This is a genomic window from Aliarcobacter skirrowii CCUG 10374 (genome assembly GCF_003544835.1).
GTDB lineage: Bacteria > Campylobacterota > Campylobacteria > Campylobacterales > Arcobacteraceae > Aliarcobacter > Aliarcobacter skirrowii.
In genome coordinates this window covers 212,558-235,127 of record NZ_CP032099.1, presented here as the reverse complement: position 1 = coordinate 235,127, position 22,570 = coordinate 212,558, and the positions used below count along the sequence as shown (strand labels likewise).

Below are 22,570 nucleotides of genomic sequence, written 5' to 3'. Positions count from 1 at the left end.
TTTACCTCTAATTTAACTCTTTAGCATAAGCTAATTCAAAGGCACTTGCCTCCTCTTTTGCCTCTTCTAAATCAATTATTTCATAATTCTCTTTATCTTCATAAAGTTTTTTTGTTAAAAGATGATTTAGATGATGACTTCCAGCAACTGCTTCATACTCACCAATCATTGTGTACTCTAAAAGTGCCATATCACCAATTGCATCTAAAATCTTATGTCTTACAAACTCATTTTCATATCTAAGACCTTCTGGATTTAATATTTTAGTTTCATCCAAAACTATTGCGTTTTCCATACTTCCACCAAGAGCAAGTCCTATACTTCTTAAATATTGAACTTCATGCAAAAATCCAAATGTTCTTGCTTTTGCAATACTCTCTTTGTACTCCTCTATTGAGTAATCAAAATGATAATTTTGAGTTCCTATTGCTGGATGTTCAAATTTTATTTCAAAATCATAAACTATTTTATTTGATGGTTTTAAAGCTACTCTTTTTCCATCAGGAGTCTCGACAACAACCTCTTTTTTAATTTTAATTGCTTTTTTGGGTTGATCTTGCTCTTCTATTCCAGCCTCATCTATTAACATACAATATCCAGAAGAACTTCCATCTAAAATTGGTATCTCATCATTATCTAAAACAATTCTTAAATTATCTATTCCATAAGCATATATTGCACTTAAAAGATGCTCAATAGTTGAAACTACTACTCCATCTTTTCCTAAAACTGTTGCCATTTTTGTATCCACAACAAACTCTTTTTTAAGAGGTATTGTAACACCTGCATCGCTTCTATAAATTATAATTCCACTATTTGAAGGAAGTGGTTCTAACCTCATTTTTACAGGTACACCCTTATGTAAACCAATTCCAACTATCTCTACACTTTTTTGTAAAGTTCTTTGTTTCATTCTATGCCCTTTATAATATCTTTCGCATTATATATTATATTTACAATATTTTCATCAATCCACTTAGCATCTAACCACTCGCTAGGATTTGCCTCTATTCCTTGTATTAATATTCCAAAGTGTAAATGATCCCCAAAAACTGCACCAGTTGAACCTGTATTTGCTATATATGTTCCAGCTTCAACCATATCACCAACTTCAACTTTTTGACTACTTGTATGTGCATATAAAGATGATAAACCTAATCCATGATCAATTATTATACTCTCTCCATAAATACCTAAATAATCTTTAAATATTACTCTTCCACTATTTGATGTATATACATTTGCATGTTTTACACTAGCCCAATCTATTCCTAAATGCCAAGCCTCATCTATTTTTACATCATTATAATAGTAGTGTCTTCTCTCTCCAAATCTTGCAAAAGTTTTTGCACCTTTCATTCTTAGAAATGGTTTTATATCAAATAAGACTGGCTCTTGATTAAAGTTCTCTATTACAACATTTCTAATTGTTTTTAGATTGTTCTCTCTTAGCTCTTTATTTGTTTTTATAAAAATCTCTTCAGCACTATTTGGAACTTGCAAGTTACTCATCTCTAAAACATTTTTAGAGACACTGTATATAAATGAGTCACTAATCTTTAGTTTATCAATTTTTGGTTCATAAGATTGAATATAATAAGGAACTCTTTGAATTGTTTTATTTCCAGCCTTATCCATACTTACAATATTGAACCCTTTAAACTCTTTTAAATCAATTGGCCAAGTTACAATTGATACAAAATAACCCTCTTTTTCAAATGGAAATAGTTCAAATATAACATCATCATTAAAAGTTACATAATAATCTTTTAAATTAGCATCTTCAATTTTTGCAACAACAACAGCACTACCACCTTGTTTTATAGAGTAAGAGTTTGATAAAACTTCTACTTTTGGATATGTTCTATCTATAACAATATCAACATTTTTTGTTGATTCCTCTTTTAATAAATGGTTTATTTTATTATCATCCATTGCAGTAACTTCTAAAATTAAATTCGATGATGAATTTAAATTATTTGTTTTTGGTGGAAAAATTAAATATGTATGAACTTGTGAATCTAAATCCTCTTTTAAAATTTTACTATCAAGTTCTATTAGGTTTTCACCATCTTTTAAAACTGCTTTAAAATTTGCAATTTTTCTTTTACTAACTATATCAACAGCTAACTCTTTTCTAAGATTCCAATAAATTTTCTCTTCATTTGTCTCTAATTGAAAATATATATCTGGTTTACTTTTACCTAATAAAAAAATATATGAACCTAAACCTACAATAGCTAATAAAACAACAATAATTATAATATTTGAATAACCTTTTTTACGCATAAATCTTCTTTACTTCCTTTAACACTAAATTTTTTACTTCAACTACATCACCAATTTGTATTGTGCATCCAGAGGCATTAAAATGACCTCCACCATCAAAAATCTTTGCTATTTTCGATACATCAATATCACCTTTACTTCTTAAAGATACTCTGCAACTTCCATTTATATATCTAACAAAAAGAGCTATTTTTACAATACTCATACTCATAACCATATCAAGAGCATCTTCACAATCTCTACTATGAGCTCCTGTTTGTTTAAACCACTCACCAAGAGCATAAATTGTTGCTATCTCTCCACTTTGATGAAGCTCTAAACTATCTAAGACTTTTGGAATAATTCTATATTTTGCCAAAGAGTCTCTTCGTAAAAGCTTACTTGCAATAAATGAAGGATTAGCTCCACACTCAACTAAAAAGTTTATTTTTTTAAATGTTTTCTCATCACATCTTGGAAGAGAAAAAGCTAAAGTATCATCATAAATACCACTATATAGTGCAATAGCACTATTTTTTGATATATTTAAACCATTATATTTAAAAAACTCAAACACAAGTTCAGCTGTGCTACTTTTATATGGATCTACTATATTTATAGTTCCAAAATTCTCATTTGAAGCATGATGATCAAAATTTATCAAAGGTATATCTTTTGGCACTTCAAATCCAAGTCGTTTATAAGTTCCACAATCAAAACTTATAGCTAAGTCATAAAATGGTGGAAAAATATCTGTTATTTTTTCAAATCTACTTAAAAAATCTAAGTTTTGTGGCAAATCAGAGCTAATATTAAAAACCTTATGTTTTATCTTATTTTCATACAAAAGGTTTGAAATAGCTAAAGCAGACCCAATAGAATCTGGATCTGGATTTACATGAGTTATTAATAAAATATATCTACTATTTTTTATTAGCTCTAAAGCCTCTTGATATAAATTTGTATCAACTTGATTTTTAAAAGTAAAATCTTTTTTCATAATTTATTAATCAACTCTCATTGAAAAATCAAGCCATGTTGCTTGATGAATTATACTTCCACTACTAACAGCATCAACACCTGTTTTTGCATAATCGCAAATAGTATCAAGATTTATATTTCCACTTGCTTCAATTAAAACATGAGGATATGAGCTATCTTTAAACATTACAACTTCTCTTATTTGATCCAAAGTCATATTATCACACATAATAATATCAGCACCAGCACTCATAGCTTTAATAACTTGTTCCATTGTCTCACACTCTATCTCTATTTTTGTAACCCAAGAGATTCTTTTTCTAGCTATTTTTACAAACTCACAAAGATCATCAATAGTTCTTAAGTGAGTATCTTTTAACATCAAACAATCATCAAGTCCAAGCCTATGATTTATAGCTCCTCCAACTCTTGAAGCATACTTTTCAAAATCTCTTAAATGTGGTCGTGTTTTTCTAGTATCAAGTAAAACAACTTTGTAACCTTCAAGTTTTTTTACATACCTATTTGCCATTGTTGCAATTCCACTTGCGTGTTGAAGCATATTTAAAAGTGTTCTCTCGCATGATAGAAGTTTTGCAGCTCTTCCTTCAAGTGTTGCTAAAATATCACCAGCAAGAATTTTATCTCCATCTTTTTTTAAAAAATTTATCTTTATTTTTTCTGTTTGAGCCAAAATCTCTGCATACTTAACACCTGCTAAAATTCCTTCACTTTTTGAAATTATTTTTGCTGTAAATTTACCTTCAGGAGCAATATCATAAAACAGATCCCCTCTTCCATTATCTTCATTGATTGCATGTTTTACAAATCTTTTTATATTTATCATATCTCAAACATCCTTTGTAGAGCTATTTTCGCCCATTTTATAGTATCTTCATCTACTGTTATCTCTGTTAGTGGAGATATTTTGTTATCTTTTATAGATTTTAAAGTTGCATATAAATGCTCTAAAGTTGTCTCATTCATAGTTGGACACTCTGGTTTTGTTGAACTTAAAATATATGTATTTTTCTCTCTTAAACGATTTACCATATTAAACTCTGTTCCAACAACAACTTTTTGCTCAATTGGTAAATTTTTTATATATGTTATAAGTTGTGAAGTTGATCCAATAAAATCAGCTTTTTCACAAACTTTTGGATCACACTCAGGATGAACTGCAACCAAAATACCTGGATATTTAGCTCTATAAAAATCTATATCATCAACATTGAATTGTTGATGTACGCTACAAAATCCATTGTAACAGATAATATCTGCATCTTTTAAATTAGTTCCATCTCCAACAACTGCTGATTTAAGGTTTAAACTTTTAGCAAAATTTTGTCCCAAACAACGATCTGGAACAAAAAATATTTTTTTACCAGATTCTAATCCTTTTTCTATAATTCTGTAAGCATTTGATGATGTACAAACCATTCCACCCATCATTCCAACTCTTGCTTTTACTCTTGCACTTGAGTTAATATATGTGATTGGTAAAATATTTTCATTTGAAATTCCAGCTTCATTTATTAATTTTAAATTCTCTTCAAAATAACCCTCATCTATCATTCTTGCCATTGCACAACAAGCAATTCTTGGCATTAGAACTATTTTTTCGGGGCTCATTATTTTTACACTCTCTCCCATAAAACCAACACCACAAAAGACTACATATTTTGTTTTAGTATCCATAACTTTTTTAGCAAGCTCTAAACTATCACCTGTAATATCAGCTAATTCAAAAACTTCATCTCTTTGATAAAAATGGGCTACAACAGTAACATCTAACTCTTTTTTTAGTTTTAAAATCTCTTCTTTTAAATTCAATAGTAGTACCTTCTAAATTTTTATTAAGTGGGAATATATCAAAAATTTAGTTATAATCTCATTTAATTTTAAAAAACAACAAAGGTATTTGATGGATTTTCTGACAAATCAAAATATAATTTTCTATATATTAGCCTATTTATCTGGTTCTATTCCTTTTGGTCTTATTTTGGCAAAAATTTTTGCAGGTGTTAATGTAAAAGAGTCTGGAAGCAAAAGTATTGGAGCTACAAATGTTTTAAGAGTTGTAAAAGAGAAAGACCCAAAGTTGGCAAAAAAACTAGGTCTTGCAACAGTTATTTTAGATGCAATTAAAGTTACTATTACTCTTTTAATTGCTATTAGCTTTAATGTAAGCCAAGAGACACTATGGATGATTGCAGTTTTAGGAGTTTTAGGTCATTGCTACTCAATATTTTTAGGATTTGAAGGTGGAAAAGGTGTAGCAACAGGACTTGGTGCTTACATAGTTTTAATTCCATATGCTACTATTATTGGTGCTATTGTTTGGGCATTTTGCGCAAAAGTTTTAAAAATATCATCTTTATCTTCTTTAATTGCACTAATAGCTGTTTTAGTAAGTGCAAATTTTATATATGATGGTTTAAATGTTGGATCAAACGTACCAATGTATTTAATAGCTTTTATAGTTTTTTATAAACATATCCCAAATATTATTAGACTTGTAAAAGGTGAAGAGAAAAAAGTTGTATGAAAATAGAGATTGAAAATCTATCTTTTAAAACAATTATTGGAATACTTGATTTTGAAAGAGTAAAAAAGCAGAAAGTTATAATTAATATATCTTTTGAGTATGAGTTTAAAAATGGCGAATTTATAGATTATGCTGAAGTTTCTAAGCTAATCAAAAATAGAGTAAAACAGATGAAATATTTTTTACTTGAAGATGCTTTAGAAGATTTAAAACAAATTTTAAATGAAAATTATGATATTTTTAATCTTAAACTAAAAATTACTAAACCTACAATTATGAAAGATTGTATTGTTAGTCTATCTATTTAAAAGGAATTATTATGAAAATAAGAGTTTTATTGGCTATTTCACTTTTAGCTACAGTTGTATCTGCAAGTACAACAATGTGTTTTAAAGAGAATCATAAATCTTTATCAACAATTGAGACAGTAGCACTTGATGGTGGTGAGTGTGCTGGAAAACATTCAGTTAATGATATGAAAAAAATGGGTTATATTGTTTCAGATATAAAAATAAATGGAAATAACTATATTTATATATTTAAAAAAGAGCAACAAAACAGTAACTCTAATCAAAATATTGCTCAAATGGATTTAGATGCTATTAGTGCTTCGGTTTTAGCAAAACAAAAACAGAAAGAGGACTTAAAAAAAGAGCAAGAAGCAAAGGTTAGAGTTGAAGATGCAAAAACTATCTATATCTCAAAATGTCAAAACTGTCATGGAGAAAAAGGTGAGAGCTATATTGGTGGTTCAAGACTAAATAAACTTAGCGAAGATGATATGTTAGCTGGTTATAAAGAGTATGTTCATGGAGTTGGAAATAAATCAAGTTCAGTATATTCAAGTTTTCATATAAATAATTTAAATGATAAAACTGTAAAAGATATTAAAAAATATTTAGATTCAATTAACTAATAATTAAAATAAGGATTAAGCATATATGGATGCGTACGAATATTCGGAATTACTAAAATTACTAAATACAAAACTAAGTAATATAAAAGGTATTTTAAAACCAGATGAGTTAAATGCTAGATTAAAAGAGATAATTGAGCTTGAAGCTAGTCAAGATTTTTGGAATGATGTTGAAAATGCCACAAAAATTGGAATAGAAAAAAATAGAATTTTAGGAAAATTAAATAAGTTTAATAAAGCTTATGACTCTTTAAATGGTACAAATGAACTTTATGAAATGGCGTATAGTGAAAAAGATGAAGATACATTACAGCTTTTATATGAAGAGGCTGAAGATTTAGAAGATTTAATTAAATCAACTGAAATATCTGTAATGCTTTCAAATCCTGATGATGCACTAAATGCTATTGTTACAATTCATCCAGGAGCTGGTGGAACAGAGTCTCAAGATTGGGCGAGTATATTGTACAGAATGTATTTAAGATGGGCTGAAAGAAATGATTTTAAAGTTGAAATCTTAGATTATCAAGCTGGAGATGAGGCTGGAATAAAAGATGTAAGCTTTGTAATACGAGGTGAAAATGCTTATGGATACATGAAGACTGAAAATGGAATTCACAGACTTGTGCGAATCTCTCCATTTGATTCAAATGCAAAAAGACACACATCTTTTACATCTGTAATGGTGAGTCCTGAAATTGATGATAATATTGATATTGTAATTGAAGATAAAGATATTAGAATTGATACATACAGAGCCAGTGGTGCTGGTGGTCAGCACGTAAATAAAACAGAGAGTGCTATTAGAATCACTCATATTCCATCTGGAATTGTTGTTCAGTGTCAAAATGATAGATCTCAACACAAAAACAAAGATAGTGCATTTAAAATGCTAAAATCAAAACTATATGAGCTTGAACTTGAAAAACAAAGAGATAGTAAAAATAGTGGTGATAAGAGTGAGATTGGTTGGGGACATCAAATTAGATCTTATGTTTTACAACCATATCAACAAATAAAAGATAGTAGAAGTAACATTGGATATTCAAATGTAGATGCAATTTTGGATGGTGATATTACAAAAATGATGGAAGATGTTTTAATAGCTACAAATACAAACTAAAAATTAATTTTAAATTAAAAAATTTGAAAAATTATCTATTTTTGGATAATATAATTTTTAAATAAATTTTACATAAGGAAATAAAATGAAAAAACTTTTGCTTATTGGTACTTTATCTTCTATGATTTTAACAAATTCTATGGCTGATACCAAGACTTATTTAGGCTTACAATATGGTGCAGCTGTAACTCAATTCAAGGAAAAAAATAGCGGTGTATCAGATTCAGAAAATGCTAATGCATACAAAATTTTAGTAGGACAAGGATTAGGTGACAATAACTATCTTCAACTATATTATGAACGTGCAAAATATAAAGATTTTTCAATAAATGCATTAGATGATGATTTTAAACAAAAAGAGTTTGGTCTTGAGTGGATTAAAAAAGAAAAGGTAGTAAATAATCTCTACCCTTTTGCAAAATTAGGGCTTGGTATTGCAAATATAAGTTTAGACAATAAATTCCAAGAAAGTGATGTATCTGCTCTATCTTTAACTCTTGGAGCTGGTGTTGATTTAAAAACAACTGATGATTTATCTTTTTATATAGGAATAGATTACAACTATAAAAAATGGGAAAAAATTAAATATGAAGATAACACTTCTACTACTTATGAATATAAGATTACTCAAAATAGTATTAAACCATATATTGGTCTAAATCTAAAATTCTAATCTAAAATTTTTACAAAATAACTTCATAAAGTGCCAAGAAATGGCACTTTACACAAAATTCATTTTTTCTTATTTTATCAACTGCAAAACCTTAAAATAGTAGTATAATTCGCAAAATTCTAAAGGAGTAAATCTTGTCAACTTTGACAATAAACAGTGTACCATTAATTCCATTTGATATAAAAGCAAAAGATCAAATGAAAAAATATTTAAAAGAGATAAATGTCGATTTAAGCGACTATACATTTGCACAAAACTATATTTGGTTAAGCTCTTCTAGCGGTTTTTATTGCATTATAGAAGATACTTTTTGCTTTTTTGTTTTAAGTGGTGGAGAGTTATCTATGCTTCTTCCACCTTTGGGTAAAAAAGAGAGTGTTCATAAAGCAATTTTTAAATGCTTTGAGATTATGAATGCAAATAATAGCAACAAATACTACTCAAAAATTGAGTATGTTCACGAAGAGATGCTAGAAGGATTTATAAATCATCTTGAAGAGGGTACATTAATCTTTGAGGCTTTAGAAGATTTTTTAATTGAGAAAAAACTGGTAGATTATATTTATAAAATTGATGACTTAATTGAGCTAAAAGGTGATGCTTATAAATCAAAAAGAAATGAGATAAATAAGTTTAAAAAAGCTTATCCAAACTATAGAATTGAGATTCTTGATACAAAAGTTCACTCTACTTTAATTTTAAATCTATTTAATAAATGGGTTAGTGATAGAACAAAATATATGCCAAAAGAGGAAGTTGAAATTTTTATGGATGGTATCTATTTTGAGAGATTTGCAGTTAAAAAGATTCTAAGCGAATATGATAAATTGGATATTGTTGGAATTGTTATTTTTATTGATGATGAGTTAAAAGGTTTTACAGTTGGTGAGAAGATAAATGATCATACATCAAGTGTAATTTTAGAGAAGACTGATTTTGAAGTTTTAGGTTGTGCTCAGTTTATATTTAGGGAGTTTTCAAAACTTTTAAAAGATGAGTATAATAGTACATATATAAATGTTGGTGATGACATGGGGTTTGAAAATCTAAAAAAAGTAAAAATGTCATATAGACCTGATAAACTTGTACCAAAATATACAATTTATCAAAAATAAGGCTAAAAAATGTTAAGTATTGCATCAAAAAATGATATAGAACAACTTATGTTTATTGAAAACTCTATGTTTGAAGATAGTATCTATTTTAAGCTAAGTTTTGAAGAGTTTTATAAACTTTTAAATAAAAAAAGCACTATTGTTTTTACTTGGATTGAAGATTTTAAAATTGTTGGTTACTCTTTGGGTGTAATTATAAATAAAAAACATATTTGGTTTAACTCTTTGGCTGTTTTAAAAGAGTATCAAGGAACAGCTGCAGCTAAAGCACTTTTTGATGCTATTGAGAATTATGCTTTAGAAAATAGTTTTGAAACTGTTATTTTGGAAGTTAGAGAGGATAATAAAGCTCTTAGAAGAAGATATAAAGGTTTTAAATATTGTGAGTGGAAAACAATTTTAAACTACTATCCAGATGGTTGTAGTGCTATTAGAATGTTAAAAAAGCTTAAATAGCTTTTTTAACTAATCTTTGTTGCAGATAGTTTTATAAGGACAAAATTCACACTTTGAACTATCTTCTGTTTTACAAAAATCTATTTGTGATTTACTTTGATTTTTAAAATCATCAAAAATAGCTTTTAAAAGTTCCAACTTTGGCTCTAAAGCAATCTCCTCTTTTAGTAAATTTTCATAAATATCATAATAAAAAGCTCTTATTTGTTGTGGTTCATATAGAGTTTTAATAGCTAAAAAATAGAACTCCAATTGAAAATCAGAACTTTTTTCATAATTTTTTTCTGTATCAACTTTTAAATTTCTTGAAGTTTTATAGTCAATTACTTCATAGCAATCTTTATATCTATCAACTCTATCAATTACTCCTGTAATTTTGAAATCATTAAAATCAACAATAAAACTCTTCTCTAACTCTACAATCTCTCTATCTTCTAATCTTTTCTTATCAAACTCTATAAAAGATTTAACTTTTTGTTTATAAATCTCTAAATCTAAAGTTAAAAATGGATTATTTGCTCTATATTTTATAAACAGATCATCAATATTTGTATTACTGCTTTTATAATACTCTTCTAAAATTTTATGAACTATATTTCCAAGTTCAAAACTCTTTGGCAAATTTGAAATTGTATGCTCTTTTATTTTTAAAATATAGTTTAAATACCACTTTCTTTTACACTCTAAATATGTTTTTAAAGCACTTGCAGACCAAGTAAATTGTTTTAAATCTATATTTTGAACTATATTTTCATTACTATGTTCAAACTTTATATTTGTATATAAAATATCTTTGTACTCTGTATCAAAAAGTTTATCTTGCTTATAATCAAAAAGCTCATAGGCAAATCTTGATATTGAGCTATCTTTTGAGTTTACATAAGATATAAAAACCTCTTTTGAATTATCAACTAATCTTTTGTAGTAGTATCTTTGAAGATTTTCTCTATCTTTTGTTGTAGGTAAAGAGGCTAATTTTTTTATTTTTGAAGATAAAAACTTATCTTTTATAGATATTTTCGGAATAAACTCCTCATTAAAATCGCAAATTATAACAGCATCAAAATTTATTGCTCTGGTTTCTAAAAGTCCCATAACTGTAATTTTTCCAGAGTTAATATCATCTAATTTAATACTTGCTAAATTTTGTAAAAATATTTTATAAGCATCTTTAATTCTTAAATAAGTCTCATTTGTAAAAAATAGAGATTCTAAAAAATATACCATCTCATCGTATTTCTCTAATAACTCTTTATTTGTTTCGTTCTCTTTTATAAAGTTAGTTATAAATCTAAAATTATCAATATTTAGTCTATTATTCCATACTTTTTTAATATTTTCATCAATATTTTTTTTATCTATTTGAAAAAACTCTAAACTTTTTATATTTTTTATATCATCCTCATTTATATAGTTTGATACAACATACGCTTTTTGGTACAAATTTTTATTTAAAATATCATTTCCCATTGCAAAGTTAAAATACTCTTCTTTATCATTTAACTTTAATGTTTTTGCAAAATCTTCATTTGGTAATACAACAGCAATATTAGAAGCATCAACTCCACGATTTACTAAATTAACGATAGTTGATTTTATAAAAGCAACTTGATTTACTCTATTTGCAAATCCTTTGATATTTATATTGTTGTTTTTATCAACTCTATGTTCACTTATTAGCTCTTTTTTTGATAAATTTATTAAGTACTTACAATCATCTTTAAATTCAAAATTAAAATCACTAAATATCTCTATAGATTTATTATTATAAATATTTTTATAAAACTCTATTTCTAAATCAATAAAATCTGAAATTTTTGAGATGATTTCAAACTCCTGTTTTGTGAAATATCCTTCAAATTTAATGATTATTTTCTCAAATCTACTTAAAAATTTACTATTTATTGTGTAGTTTTTATTTAAATTTATCTTATTTACACAGCTATTTTTTTCTAAAATTGATAGATAATTTTTTAAAATCTCATCTAATATTTCAAGATGTTCATTATAAAACATATATGTATCAGCTCTTTTAATATCATCTATTCTTCTATTTTCACTACTTAACTCTAAAAAAAATCTATATATATAATCACTTTGTTTTAAAAATTGTGCAAAGTTTTTTGAGAAACCAAGTTTATTTAAATCTACATTTTTTATAGCTTCATTTAAAAATATAACTCTTTGCTCTTTTGATTCATATTTTTTACTATTTAAATTTATAGATTTTTTTAAAAGTTCATCAATTGTAATTGCTGAAGGAAGAAGAGTATCTTTAGCTTTAAAACCAAAGATAAACTCTCTTATTGATCTACTTGTAGGAAAAACATATAATGTTTTTTTATCGTGCATTTGTCTTTATAAGTATATAACCTGTTTCATTTTCAACTTCAAACTTACCTGTTATTATCCAGTTAGTCTCCTCTTTTAAATTGAAATTTGTCTCATATACTCTATTTGTCTCTTTAAAATTATCATTTTTTAACTCAATATCACTCTCATCTGACATTGTTTTTGTAACCAAAAGATCAATATTGGCTACTTTTTTTTCATTTGATTTATTGTCCAAAATCTCAACTTTTAAACTATTTTCACCTATTTTCAAAATATTTTTATGATTTGAAAATTTTTCTAAAACTCTTTGACCAAACTTTATATCATCTGTTGTAAGTGGAAATCTAGTTCCATTTAAATCAAAATTTAGAGTATATTTATTTAAAAATCTCATATTTGATTCCATAATAGAGTTATAATTCTCATCAACATATTGATACTTATTTATAAAGCTTTTATCTTCAATAACAGGAGCTTTTAAAGCTTGAGTGACAGTCCATATTATCATTGAAAAAACAAAGCTAAATATGCCTATAAAAAATAGTGGCCAATAATTTCTTTTTTTCATATTATTTTCTCTTTCTTAAAACTGCATAAGTATATGCTAACAAACCTGAAATAACCAAGAAATAGATAAATACTCTCCAAATAGTGCTTGATACTTTTCCTTCACTACCAATACTGCTTTCAAGTTTTATTTTTTGTGACTCAGCTAATGTATCTGCTATTGCCGCATATCCATTTAATGTAGCAGCACTAACTTTTGAAGCTAATGTATTTTTGTCTTTTGAAGCTAAAAGTGGTACTACATAACCATTTAAAATATCATCTTTATCTATTATATTTTTTAAACTATCACTAAAATATAAGTTAACATGCATCTGTTCCATTGCAATTGTTAATAAAACATAAGGTTGTTCTAAATTTTTTAAAATATTATCTTCATATTTTTTAATAAGATTTAATCTATCTTTTGTAGGAAGTTTTGGATCAATATTTAAATCAACTTTTGAATCCAAATAGATATTTACACCTAATTTTGATTTTACTTCATTACCCATTTGTAAAATCTTCTCTTTTGCTCTAATATCAACTAAATCTCCATTTAATAAGAAATTTTGAGCAAAACCGTTTGTATATAAAAAAAGTAGAAGTGATAAAATCACCCCTACTTTTAAAGAATTTAATCTTTTCATTTAACCAACATATACTTTTGCAGCATCAAAAAATGCATAGTATGCAGTCATAACAGCAGCAACTAAAAGTAAAATACCTATAATTTTCTCCATACTCTACTCCTTATTTCTCATTACCAATTAATTGGTAATGTTTATGGTTTTCAGGACTATTTGCTTTTAAACCTTGTAAATCTTGGTTTATAGAGTAATAGTTTGTAGCCTCTCTTTGTTGAACTAAAACAGCACTTGTAACTAAAACAGCTAAAATAGTTAGTAATAAAACAACAGCTATTAGCATTCCAGAAATACCATTTAGTTTAAAGATTCCTCTCTCATTTTCATTCATTTGTGTATTATTTGCCATTATTTATCTCCTATACTTCTAATATATGAAGCTAAAGCTCTCTCTTGAGTCTCATTTAATCTTCCATTAAAATGAGGCATCTCTCCTAGAAGACCTTTTTTACCTTGTTTTAATACAGCAAGTACAATACCATCATCATAAGATTTAATATTTGGACCTACAAATGGCATACCTTCTCCGTTATCACCGTGACAAGTAGCACAAGTTGCATAAGCAGCTGGAGCTTCACCTTTGAATCCACTTGCGATATATTCAGCTACATCAGATATCTCTTTTTCATCTTGTAACATCATAGGAGGCATTCCACCTGGGAAAGCTTCTGTTAAATTGTTTGCACCATTTTTAATTACATAAACAATTTGATCTTTACTCATTCTTTTTGTTAAGTCTTGTGCTTTACCATCAATTCCCTCTGCATCAACTCCATGACAAGGAGCACATTGAACTAAGAAAAGTGATTGACCCATTGCATTCAAAGTTGACTCATTTGGATTTACCCATTTTTGTTCAAACTTCGCATTATATGCATTTGTCTCTTCATTCCATTGACCAATTTGAGAGAATCCATTAATTGGGTAACCAATTGTAAAATACCAAAACATCCAAAGAATTGTTCCAATAAATGCTAGTGCCCAACCTGTTGGAACAGGATTTTTATACTCACCAATTCCATCCCAATTCTCATCAGCAAGATCACCACCTGCTCTGTCATTTTTCATCTGATTAACATATTTTAGAACAACAAATGTACTAATTGTAATAATAGCAGCTGCCCCTAAAAATGTTAAAGCATTGATATAATCATCCGTATTAAAAGCGTCACCTGCAACATAGTAAGTTCCTGCCATTAATGCGATGATAAGAATTATTCCACCTATAACCATAGATTTCATCTTATTTCTCCTTATTACCTATAACTTTTTCTTTCTCTTCTCTTTTTTCAAGAGGTTCTGAAACACTTGAGTCATCATGTACAAGTTTAGAGTACTTCTCAAAATCTCTTTCCCCTTTTCTATCTCTTCTGTAAATAGAGAAAGCATAAGAGTAAAATAGTACAAATACTATTAAGATAAGAAAGAATTTAACATAACCTTGTAAATTTACTAGTGCTTCATAATCCATCTTAAGCCTTTTATTTTAAAGAATTTAAATATGCAATTAATGCAACTATTTCAGGAACTTCACCATTTGCAACAGCTTGTTTAACTTTTTCATTTCTCATTGAGTTTGCTATCTCTTGTGCCTCAGCTAAAGCAGCTTTTTTAGCTTCTTCCCAAGTTCCAAGTTTTGGCATACCATCTTGATCATATGGTGTGTTAAACACTTTTTTAATTGTTATAGCTTCTGCATACGCAGTCTCTATATCAGCTATATTTGTAAATTGATGTTTATATGCTGGCATAATACTTCCAGGAACAACAGCTACTGGATCCCACATATGATTTTCATGCCAATCTGTAGTTCTATAATTTCCAACTCTCATTAAATCTGGTCCAGTTCTTTTTGATCCCCATAAAAATGGTCTATCGTAAGCATACTCACCACTTAAAGAGTACATACCATATCTATCAGTTTCTGATTTAAATGGTCTAATTAACTGTGAGTGACAAGCATTACATGAATCTTTAATATATACATGTCTTCCTGCAAGTTCCAATACAGAGTAAGGTTTTGTACCAACTGTTGGTCTACTTTGTTTTGCAAAATCTGGAATTACTTCGATAATACCCGCAAATGAAATAAATATAAATACTAGTACCGCAAAGAAAAACGGTCTTTGTTCAAACCAATGAAACATTTTTTCTCCTTTCTTAAGCAGCTACTGGAGTTGCATTTACTGGTTCTTTATCTAGTACTCTTCCACATTTAATTGTTTTATAAATGTTATATGCGAACATAAAGAATCCTATTAGATATAATAACCCACCAACTGCTCTGATTGTATAGTATGGATGTAATACAGTAACTGTATCAATGAATGAGTATACTAATGAACCATATTCATCATAAGCTCTCCACATCATACCTTGTGTAATACCAGCAATCCACATAGAAGTAAAGTATAGAACAATACCTACTGTTTGTAACCAGAATTGTGTTTCCATTAGAGACTTAGAGTATAACTCTCTTTTAAACATTCTTGGAACCATATGGAATAGTGCTGCCATAATCATAAATACAACCCATCCTAAAACTCCATCATGAACGTGTCCTGGAATCCAATCTGTAAAGTGTGCAATAGCATTTACTGATTTAATTGATTGAATTGGTCCTTCAATTGTACTTAACATATAGAATGTTGAAGCTAAAATCATAAATTTAATTAATGTATTTGTTTGTAACTGATTCCACTCACCTTTCATAGTTAAAAGCATATTAATTGCAGATCCCCATGATGGTAAAATTAGAACAACTGACATAACAGAACCCATAGTTTGCATCCAATCTGGAACAGTACTATAAATTAAGTGGTGTCCACCAGCCCATAAATAAACAAATAATAGACCCCAGAATGCTAAGATAGAAAGTTTATAAGAATAAACATTTTGTCCTGATTCTTTTGGTAAGAAATAATAAATCATTGCAATAATTGGAGTAGTAAATACGAATGCAACAGCATTATGTCCATACCACCATTGAACTAAAGCATCATTTGTTCCTGAATACATAGAAACAGAGTGAATCCATGAACCATATCCACCAGAAGCAAAATAAGTTGGAACTTCCATATTATTGAATAGATATAACATAGCAACAGCAATAAATGTTGCAATATAATACCAAATAGAGATATATAGTGTTCTTTCTCTTCTAATTCCTATAATTCCAAAAATAGAAATACCCCATAAAACCCACCAAACAACAACTAGAATATCTAGTGGCCATTCAAGTTCTGCATACTCTTTTGATGTTGTAATACCCATAAAAAGTGTAACAACAGCTAAAAGAATTGTTATGAAATATAACCAAAAGTGTAATTTAGCGATTACCATTAAAAAAGGTGACTCTTTTAATGAAACTTTTAAAACTCTTTGTGATACATAATACCAAGTTGCGAAAATACCACTTAAAGCAAATCCAAACGCAACACCATTTGTGTGTAAAGGTCTTAATCTACTAAATGTACCGTACTCACCTGCTAGATAGTTTAGCTCTGGAAAAGCTAATTGAAAAGCAAGTACAACACCTATTGTCATACCTATGATACCAAACAATATTGTAGCAAACGTAAAATACTTAGCAACCGAGTAGTCATACTCAATTTGTGCACCGTTTTGCATCAATTTCCTCCTACAAAATTTATATACAAGTCACAAAATGTCACTCATTGAGCAAAATAATATCCAAGTGAAACTTAAAATTAACAAAAAAATTAACAATAAATTAACGATTAGAAGGATTTTTGAAGAAAAAAATCAAGAGAAAAGTTATCTTATTTATAGGCTTTTAAAGCTTGTTCTGTTTCTCTTTTCATACTTTTTGCTTTTAAATCTTCTCTCTTATCATGTAACTTTTTACCTTGAGCTGTTGCTACTTCAACTTTTATCATATTTTTATCATTAAAATAGAGTTTTGTACATATTAATGTTATTCCATCTTTTGTAACTTTTTCATACATTTTTGATATCTGTTTTGAGTGAAGTAGTAGTTTTCTAGCTCTTCTTTCATCAGGTCTATATGTAAAGTGTGTTGTACCTAGGTGAGATATATGAGCATTTAATAAAAAAACTTCACCTTTTATAATTCTTACAAAACTATCTTTTAAGTTTACTCTTCCTTCTCTAATAGCTTTTACTTCACTACCTTCAAGCATAATTCCAGCCTCAAGGCTGTCTAAAATTGTAAAGTCATGAAATGCTTTTTTATTTTTAAAAACTAAACTCTTTTTTGCTTCTTTTTTTGCCAAACCTTATCCTTATAAAACTTTAAAAAATGAGCTTCCACTTCCACTAAAATACCAATTTTCTTTTGCATAATCTTCTAGTTTTTTCTCTAAAAACAGAGCAGGAAGATATAAATCATTAGCATTTTTTATATCAAATTTTTTTAAAATATCTTTTGAATTTGTAGCAAAAAGCTCTTTAACTTCATCTTTATTTAGCTCTTTATAAAAATTTTCTCTAAATGTTTTATATATTTTTGCTGTATCGCAAGATATTTTTGGAGTAAAAACTTCAATATTTAACATATCTTCATCAAACTTTTCAACTATCTCTCCAACTCCACTAACATTTGCACTATCATATTCATATATAAAAAAAGCTACATCTGCACCAATTTTTGAGCCAATTTTTGCTAAATCATCTTTTGATAAATTTAAATTACAATATCTATTTACCATATTTATAAATGTTGCTGCATTTGAACTTCCACCACCAAGCCCAGCAAACTCTGGAATTTTTTTATCTATTTTTACAATATGAGATTTAAAAAAATCTTTTACACAACTAAAACTTTCTAGCTCTTTATAGGCTTTATAAACTGTATTTTTCTCTAATAAACATGAAAAATCACCCTCTAAAGTAAAGTTTTCAACATCTTTTTTTGTAAATGAAATAGTATCGAAAAGATTTTTTACCCTTACAAATCTTGATGCTATTAGATGGTAGTTATCTTTTATTCCAACTATTTTTAAAAATATATTTATTTTTGCATATGATTTTTCAATCATTATTTTCCTTTAATTTTGGAATTTTATTTAAAATATATTTTACTTCATTTTCAACTATTTCAATAATTGAAAAAAAGTCATCAAGCTCTATTATATATTTTCCACTCTTCTTTTTTTCTAAATATTCAATGCTAATTTTTTTACCAAACTCTAACCACTCTTGAGTACCACTATATATGTTTTTTTCTAAATCTAAATACTCAAGTGGATTTAACTCTTTATGATTTTCAAATTTAAATTGACCCTCACTAACTCTTTTTAAATATGATAAAGTTCCAATTGAAGAGATGTTTTCTAAAAATATTTGAGCTAATGATCTAATATAAGAGCCCTCACTAACACTTACTTCAAAACTAATAAAAGGGTGGTTGTATTTTAAAAATTTAATATCAAATACTTCCATAGTTGATTTTTTTAATTCAAAATCTTCATTTTGTCTTGCTAATTCATAAGCTTTCATTCCGTTTATTTTTTTTGCACTAAATTTTGGTGGAATATAATCAATTTTTCCTTTTAGTTTTTTAAGCTCATTTTTTAAGAAATTTTCATCAAATCTATCTACAAAATTTATATCAAAAATTCGTTCTATATCATAAGATTCAGAAGTAACTCCTAGCCAAATTACAGCTTGATATCTTTTTGGAGTTTTTTTTAGATATTGAAATAGTTTTGCATATTGACCAAAAGCAACAATTAAACATCCAGTTGCAAAGGGATCAAGCGTTCCACTAAATCCAGCTTTTTTATTTTTAAAAGCTCTTTTAAATCTGTTTAAATAGAAGTTTGAACTAATAAACATGGGTTTATCTACTACAAAAAGTCTATTTAATTCACCCTTTTCATAAACTCTTTTTTGCAAAAAAAATCCTTAAGCTTTTTCTACAAATGATGAGAGAATATCTCTTTTTTGTCCACCAAAATTAATTGTTAGTTTATAATCTTTTCCAGCATTTACAGCTTTTTCAACTCTTCCTTGACCAAAAATTTTATGGTTTACCATATCACCTTTTTTAAATCCAGAACTTTTTTCTATTACTAAACTACCTTTTACTAAACCACTCTCAATCAAAAATCTACTTTTGTTTAATTGAGTTCTTTTCCCTTTATAAAATCTTGAATGAACAAATGATAAGGTTAAATTATCCATAGCTCTTGTAAATGCTACATAACCTAAACGTCTCTCCTCTTCTAAATCAGTTCCATCTCCAATAATTGGGAAAAATCCCTCTTCTAATCCAATTATAAATAGGTGCTTAAATTCCAAACCTTTTGAAGCATGAATACTCATCATACTCACAGCTTCAGTTGAGTACTCATCATTTTGGCTCTCAAGTGCTATTTCATTTAAAAAATCTTTTAAATCTAAATGTGGATTTTGAATGAAAAAATCTCTAATATATCCATAAAACTCATCAATATTTGCTTGTCTCTCAAATCCATCTGGAAGATTATCATAAGATGCTCTATAATCAAAAGTATCTTCAAAACTATCAAGAAATCTCATTTTTGATTCATTCATCTGCTCTCTTAAATCTAAAATTGATGCTTCAAAAACTTTGATAGTTCTTGCATTTTTTTTACCAACAATTGCACTTAATTCATCTGAACTTAAATTTTGAATCATGTCAAATATAGGTAACTTTAGCTCATTTGCCTTTGCTTCAAGTTTATCTATTGTTGTAGCACCTATTCCTCTTTTTGGTTTATTTATAACTCTTTTAATTGAGAAGTTATCACTTAAGTTTGTCAAAATTCTAAAATATGCAATTAAATCTTTAATCTCAGATCTTTCATAAAACTTCATTCCACCAACAAGTTTATAGTTAAGTCCTACTTTATTAAATCCCTCTTCAAGAGATCTTGAAAGTGCATTTACACGAAATAGTATTGCTATATCTTTTGCATTTTCACCTCTACTTAAAAGCTCTTTTATATCTTCAGTTATTTTTCTAGTTTCATCATTCTCATCATTTGATTCATAAACTTTTATTGAACTCCCTTTATCTTTTGTTCCTACAAGTTTTTTCCCAAGTCTGTCACGATTGTGTTCAATTAAAAGATTTGCATGTTGTAAAATTGTATCAGTTGATCTATAGTTTTTCTCTAGTTTTACAACTTTTGTATCATTAAAATGTTCATTAAAATTTAAAATGTTTTTAATTGTTGCTCCTCGCCATCCATAAATACTTTGATCATCATCTCCAACAACACAAATATTGTTATGATTTGTGCAAAGTAGTCTTAAAAGCCTATATTGAAGTTCATTTGTATCTTGATACTCATCAACCATTATATATTGGTATTTTTTACTAGTTTCTAAAGCTAGTTTTTCATTGTTTTTTAAAATATTATAAGGAAGCAAAAGTAAATCATCAAAATCTACAAGATTGTTTTTTAATAGATGCTCTTCATAAGATGCATATATATCTGCTATTTCACTATAAAGTTTTCCTTGAGCTTGTGCTTTTGCCTCTATTGGAGTTATTATTGAGTTTTTATATTTTGAAATTTCACTTGATAATAGTGCTGTTGGAATCTCTTTATTTATTGATTTTAAAACTCTTCTTTTATCATCACTATCAATAATTATAAAGTTGTTTTTCCTACCTAATTCACCTATATGAAATTTTAAGAAAAGAAGACCAAACTTATGAAAAGTACAAAGAAGTGGAGGTGTATTTAAACTATTTGAATCAAGCATGCAAAATGCTCTATCTCTCATCTCATTTGCAGCTTTATTTGTAAAAGTTAAAGTTAAAATAGATTTTGGATCTATTCCAATTGATATTAAATAAGCAAGCCTAGTTGTAATCGTTTTTGTTTTTCCACTTCCAGCTCCAGCTAAAATTAAAAGTGGTCCATCTATATGTTGTGCTGCACTTTGTTGTGACTCATTAAGTGATATTAATAAATTTTCAGACATTTTTTTCTCCAATAAACTTAGATTATACCATAAAATTTATAAAATTATTATATCTCTTAATTATTCTATTTATAAATAAATGTTATTATTGTGCCAATTTATTTTTGGAGAAAAAAATGCTTAAAGATTTTGCTAAATTAGAGACTTTTTTAACTGTAGTTAGAGAGAAGTCTTTTTCAAAAGCATCTGCAAAACTAGGGATTTCACAACCTGCTGTAACTCAACAAATGAAGTTTATAGAAGATTATTTAGATGTTCAAATTGTTGATAGAAAGAAAAATGGTATAAGGCTTACAAAAGAGGGTCAAATGCTTCACGCAATAGCCCTTAAAATAGAGAAGTGCGTAACTAATGCAGAAAAAGATTTGTTAAAAATAATGAATAAAAACACGGCATTTATTTTTGGTGCTAGTTTTATAATTGGAAATTATATTCTTCCTAGATTTTTAAATAATTTAAAAGATAATATTAGAAATGATGTATCTATAAATGTATCAGTTTCTCATGAGGCAATTGAAGATTTATTAGACAAAAAAATAGATATTGCTTTAGTTGAAAACTATATTGCAAATGAAGATATTATTTATAGAGAGTGGATGGAAGATGAGATTGTTATATTTTCAAATCAAAAACTACCTCCAAAAGCAAAAGCTGAGGATTTAATATCATATAGATGGGTTTGTAGAACTCCTGGTTCTGATACTGGAACTATTTTTAAAGAGAGCCTTCAAAAAGCAAACTATCCAGATTGTGATACTTTTAATGTTACAAGTGAAGTTACAAGCGCTACAACAATAGTTCAAACTGTTTTACACTCAGATAAAAATGATATACCAACCGTTTCAATTGTTTCAAGAAATGCTATTGAGTCACTACTTAAATCGGGTGCTTTATATGAATCAAGAATTGGCAACAATAAAATGCTTAGAAAACTATATATTGCATACAGAAAAGATAGAAAAAGTGATGCATTTATAGAAAATGTTGTTGATTATTTATTAAAAGTAAAACCTTAAAAG

Annotated in this window: 25 protein-coding genes; 8 read left to right on the top strand and 17 right to left on the bottom strand. The window is 27.6% G+C overall.

Features of this window, described 5'->3' with window-relative positions:
* Positions 1-7: 7 nt before the first annotated feature.
* The 5 genes from lpxC to nadA are packed head-to-tail and all read right to left on the bottom strand — an operon-like array spanning position 8 to position 5,082.
* Positions 8-913, bottom strand: coding sequence for a UDP-3-O-acyl-N-acetylglucosamine deacetylase (lpxC, locus tag ASKIR_RS01300; RefSeq protein ID WP_066352775.1), 906 nt, complete (start codon positions 911-913; stop codon positions 8-10).
* Positions 910-2,289, bottom strand: a complete 1,380-nt coding sequence (locus ASKIR_RS01295; protein WP_066352777.1) for a M23 family metallopeptidase — start codon at positions 2,287-2,289, stop codon at positions 910-912. The genes lpxC and ASKIR_RS01295 overlap by 4 nt, the downstream gene beginning before the upstream one ends.
* Positions 2,282-3,268, bottom strand: coding sequence for a DHH family phosphoesterase (locus ASKIR_RS01290; protein WP_066162819.1), 987 nt, complete (start codon positions 3,266-3,268; stop codon positions 2,282-2,284). The genes ASKIR_RS01295 and ASKIR_RS01290 overlap by 8 nt, the downstream gene beginning before the upstream one ends.
* A 6-nt stretch (positions 3,269-3,274) precedes the next feature.
* Complete coding sequence (gene nadC, locus ASKIR_RS01285; protein WP_066162822.1) at positions 3,275-4,096, bottom strand: carboxylating nicotinate-nucleotide diphosphorylase; 822 nt, start codon at positions 4,094-4,096, stop codon at positions 3,275-3,277.
* Positions 4,093-5,082 (bottom strand): quinolinate synthase NadA, encoded by a 990-nt coding sequence (nadA, locus tag ASKIR_RS01280; RefSeq protein ID WP_066352781.1) that lies wholly within the window; start codon positions 5,080-5,082, stop codon positions 4,093-4,095. The genes nadC and nadA overlap by 4 nt, the downstream gene beginning before the upstream one ends.
* Positions 5,083-5,173: 91 nt before the next feature.
* Here nadA and plsY point away from each other — a divergent pair, with 91 nt between their 5' ends.
* From plsY to ASKIR_RS01245, 7 genes are all read left to right on the top strand, one after another.
* On the top strand, positions 5,174-5,797 hold the full coding sequence (plsY, locus tag ASKIR_RS01275) for a glycerol-3-phosphate 1-O-acyltransferase PlsY (protein WP_066352782.1): 624 nt from the start codon (positions 5,174-5,176) through the stop codon (positions 5,795-5,797).
* Positions 5,794-6,105, top strand: coding sequence for a dihydroneopterin aldolase (locus ASKIR_RS01270; RefSeq protein WP_066352784.1), 312 nt, complete (start codon positions 5,794-5,796; stop codon positions 6,103-6,105). Before plsY ends, ASKIR_RS01270 begins: the two co-directional genes overlap by 4 nt.
* 11 nt (positions 6,106-6,116) lie before the next feature.
* Entirely contained in the window at positions 6,117-6,713 is a 597-nt protein-coding gene (locus tag ASKIR_RS01265; RefSeq protein WP_066352786.1) for a c-type cytochrome, read from the top strand.
* Positions 6,714-6,738: 25 nt separating this feature from the next.
* Entirely contained in the window at positions 6,739-7,836 is a 1,098-nt protein-coding gene (prfB, locus tag ASKIR_RS01260) for a peptide chain release factor 2 (protein ID WP_066352789.1), read from the top strand.
* Between the two features lie 85 nt (positions 7,837-7,921).
* On the top strand, positions 7,922-8,509 hold the full coding sequence (locus ASKIR_RS01255) for an outer membrane beta-barrel protein (RefSeq protein ID WP_066352792.1): 588 nt from the start codon (positions 7,922-7,924) through the stop codon (positions 8,507-8,509).
* Between the two features lie 134 nt (positions 8,510-8,643).
* Positions 8,644-9,624, top strand: coding sequence for a DUF2156 domain-containing protein (locus ASKIR_RS01250; RefSeq protein ID WP_066352801.1), 981 nt, complete (start codon positions 8,644-8,646; stop codon positions 9,622-9,624).
* Positions 9,625-9,633: 9 nt separating this feature from the next.
* Positions 9,634-10,080, top strand: a complete 447-nt coding sequence (locus ASKIR_RS01245; protein WP_066352803.1) for a GNAT family N-acetyltransferase — start codon at positions 9,634-9,636, stop codon at positions 10,078-10,080.
* 9 nt (positions 10,081-10,089) lie between these two features.
* On the opposite strand, the gene ASKIR_RS01240 is transcribed toward ASKIR_RS01245, so the two are convergent.
* The 12 genes from ASKIR_RS01240 to ASKIR_RS01185 all read right to left on the bottom strand — a co-directional run bounded on the left by ASKIR_RS01240 (position 10,090) and on the right by ASKIR_RS01185 (position 21,551).
* The gene (locus ASKIR_RS01240) at positions 10,090-12,432 is read right to left on the bottom strand and encodes a PD-(D/E)XK nuclease family protein (RefSeq protein WP_115588384.1); all 2,343 of its coding nucleotides are present in this window, start codon (positions 12,430-12,432) and stop codon (positions 10,090-10,092) included.
* Entirely contained in the window at positions 12,422-12,982 is a 561-nt protein-coding gene (locus ASKIR_RS01235; protein ID WP_066352808.1) for a hypothetical protein, read from the bottom strand. The genes ASKIR_RS01240 and ASKIR_RS01235 overlap by 11 nt, the downstream gene beginning before the upstream one ends.
* A gap of 1 nt (position 12,983) precedes the next feature.
* The gene (locus tag ASKIR_RS01230) at positions 12,984-13,610 is read right to left on the bottom strand and encodes a hypothetical protein (RefSeq protein WP_066352810.1); all 627 of its coding nucleotides are present in this window, start codon (positions 13,608-13,610) and stop codon (positions 12,984-12,986) included.
* Positions 13,611-13,713: 103 nt separating this feature from the next.
* The gene (locus ASKIR_RS01225; protein WP_066352815.1) at positions 13,714-13,956 is read right to left on the bottom strand and encodes a DUF4006 family protein; all 243 of its coding nucleotides are present in this window, start codon (positions 13,954-13,956) and stop codon (positions 13,714-13,716) included.
* A complete protein-coding gene (locus tag ASKIR_RS01220) occupies positions 13,956-14,849 on the bottom strand; it encodes a c-type cytochrome (protein WP_066352819.1) in 894 nt (297 codons plus the stop codon). The genes ASKIR_RS01225 and ASKIR_RS01220 overlap by 1 nt, the downstream gene beginning before the upstream one ends.
* A gap of 1 nt (position 14,850) precedes the next feature.
* Positions 14,851-15,078 (bottom strand): CcoQ/FixQ family Cbb3-type cytochrome c oxidase assembly chaperone, encoded by a 228-nt coding sequence (locus ASKIR_RS01215; RefSeq protein ID WP_066162867.1) that lies wholly within the window; start codon positions 15,076-15,078, stop codon positions 14,851-14,853.
* Positions 15,079-15,088: 10 nt separating this feature from the next.
* Positions 15,089-15,754, bottom strand: a complete 666-nt coding sequence (gene ccoO / locus ASKIR_RS01210) for a cytochrome-c oxidase, cbb3-type subunit II (protein ID WP_066352821.1) — start codon at positions 15,752-15,754, stop codon at positions 15,089-15,091.
* Positions 15,755-15,767: 13 nt separating this feature from the next.
* Entirely contained in the window at positions 15,768-17,237 is a 1,470-nt protein-coding gene (ccoN, locus tag ASKIR_RS01205) for a cytochrome-c oxidase, cbb3-type subunit I (protein ID WP_066162873.1), read from the bottom strand.
* A gap of 152 nt (positions 17,238-17,389) precedes the next feature.
* Positions 17,390-17,863, bottom strand: a complete 474-nt coding sequence (gene smpB, locus ASKIR_RS01200) for an SsrA-binding protein SmpB (RefSeq protein ID WP_066162874.1) — start codon at positions 17,861-17,863, stop codon at positions 17,390-17,392.
* Between the two features lie 9 nt (positions 17,864-17,872).
* Positions 17,873-18,628 carry a 4-(cytidine 5'-diphospho)-2-C-methyl-D-erythritol kinase gene (locus tag ASKIR_RS01195; RefSeq protein ID WP_066352824.1) on the bottom strand — a complete coding sequence of 252 codons (756 nt, stop codon included), beginning with the start codon at positions 18,626-18,628 and terminating at the stop codon, positions 17,873-17,875.
* Positions 18,621-19,487 (bottom strand): tRNA pseudouridine(55) synthase TruB, encoded by an 867-nt coding sequence (gene truB, locus ASKIR_RS01190; protein ID WP_082946417.1) that lies wholly within the window; start codon positions 19,485-19,487, stop codon positions 18,621-18,623. Before truB ends, ASKIR_RS01195 begins: the two co-directional genes overlap by 8 nt.
* Positions 19,488-19,496: 9 nt before the next feature.
* On the bottom strand, positions 19,497-21,551 hold the full coding sequence (locus ASKIR_RS01185; protein ID WP_066352826.1) for an ATP-dependent helicase: 2,055 nt from the start codon (positions 21,549-21,551) through the stop codon (positions 19,497-19,499).
* A 116-nt stretch (positions 21,552-21,667) separates the two neighbouring features.
* Between ASKIR_RS01185 and ASKIR_RS01180 the strand changes: the two genes are divergently transcribed.
* Positions 21,668-22,567: a LysR family transcriptional regulator gene (locus tag ASKIR_RS01180; RefSeq protein WP_066352828.1), complete on the top strand. Its 900-nt coding sequence runs from the start codon at positions 21,668-21,670 to the stop codon at positions 22,565-22,567.
* The last annotated feature ends 3 nt before the right edge of the window (positions 22,568-22,570 follow it).

What these genes read in the sequence shown, in the direction of transcription:
- ASKIR_RS01240 (WP_115588384.1), bottom strand. Translation starts at nt 12,432, where the DNA reads ATGCACGATAAAAAAACATTATATGTTTTTCCTACAAGTAGATCAATA.
- nadC (WP_066162822.1), bottom strand. Translation starts at nt 4,096, where the DNA reads ATGATAAATATAAAAAGATTTGTAAAACATGCAATCAATGAAGATAAT.
- ASKIR_RS01255 (WP_066352792.1), top strand. Translation starts at nt 7,922, where the DNA reads ATGAAAAAACTTTTGCTTATTGGTACTTTATCTTCTATGATTTTAACA.
- ASKIR_RS01225 (WP_066352815.1), bottom strand. Translation starts at nt 13,956, where the DNA reads ATGGCAAATAATACACAAATGAATGAAAATGAGAGAGGAATCTTTAAA.
- prfB (WP_066352789.1), top strand. Translation starts at nt 6,739, where the DNA reads ATGGATGCGTACGAATATTCGGAATTACTAAAATTACTAAATACAAAA.
- ASKIR_RS01195 (WP_066352824.1), bottom strand. Translation starts at nt 18,628, where the DNA reads ATGATTGAAAAATCATATGCAAAAATAAATATATTTTTAAAAATAGTT.
- ASKIR_RS01215 (WP_066162867.1), bottom strand. Translation starts at nt 15,078, where the DNA reads ATGGATTATGAAGCACTAGTAAATTTACAAGGTTATGTTAAATTCTTT.
- ASKIR_RS01235 (WP_066352808.1), bottom strand. Translation starts at nt 12,982, where the DNA reads ATGAAAAAAAGAAATTATTGGCCACTATTTTTTATAGGCATATTTAGC.
- ASKIR_RS01295 (WP_066352777.1), bottom strand. Translation starts at nt 2,289, where the DNA reads ATGCGTAAAAAAGGTTATTCAAATATTATAATTATTGTTGTTTTATTA.
- ASKIR_RS01220 (WP_066352819.1), bottom strand. Translation starts at nt 14,849, where the DNA reads ATGAAATCTATGGTTATAGGTGGAATAATTCTTATCATCGCATTAATG.
- ASKIR_RS01265 (WP_066352786.1), top strand. Translation starts at nt 6,117, where the DNA reads ATGAAAATAAGAGTTTTATTGGCTATTTCACTTTTAGCTACAGTTGTA.
- ASKIR_RS01185 (WP_066352826.1), bottom strand. Translation starts at nt 21,551, where the DNA reads ATGTCTGAAAATTTATTAATATCACTTAATGAGTCACAACAAAGTGCA.
- plsY (WP_066352782.1), top strand. Translation starts at nt 5,174, where the DNA reads ATGGATTTTCTGACAAATCAAAATATAATTTTCTATATATTAGCCTAT.
- ccoO (WP_066352821.1), bottom strand. Translation starts at nt 15,754, where the DNA reads ATGTTTCATTGGTTTGAACAAAGACCGTTTTTCTTTGCGGTACTAGTA.
- ASKIR_RS01290 (WP_066162819.1), bottom strand. Translation starts at nt 3,268, where the DNA reads ATGAAAAAAGATTTTACTTTTAAAAATCAAGTTGATACAAATTTATAT.
- ASKIR_RS01180 (WP_066352828.1), top strand. Translation starts at nt 21,668, where the DNA reads ATGCTTAAAGATTTTGCTAAATTAGAGACTTTTTTAACTGTAGTTAGA.
- ccoN (WP_066162873.1), bottom strand. Translation starts at nt 17,237, where the DNA reads ATGCAAAACGGTGCACAAATTGAGTATGACTACTCGGTTGCTAAGTAT.
- lpxC (WP_066352775.1), bottom strand. Translation starts at nt 913, where the DNA reads ATGAAACAAAGAACTTTACAAAAAAGTGTAGAGATAGTTGGAATTGGT.
- ASKIR_RS01245 (WP_066352803.1), top strand. Translation starts at nt 9,634, where the DNA reads ATGTTAAGTATTGCATCAAAAAATGATATAGAACAACTTATGTTTATT.
- ASKIR_RS01270 (WP_066352784.1), top strand. Translation starts at nt 5,794, where the DNA reads ATGAAAATAGAGATTGAAAATCTATCTTTTAAAACAATTATTGGAATA.
- ASKIR_RS01230 (WP_066352810.1), bottom strand. Translation starts at nt 13,610, where the DNA reads ATGAAAAGATTAAATTCTTTAAAAGTAGGGGTGATTTTATCACTTCTA.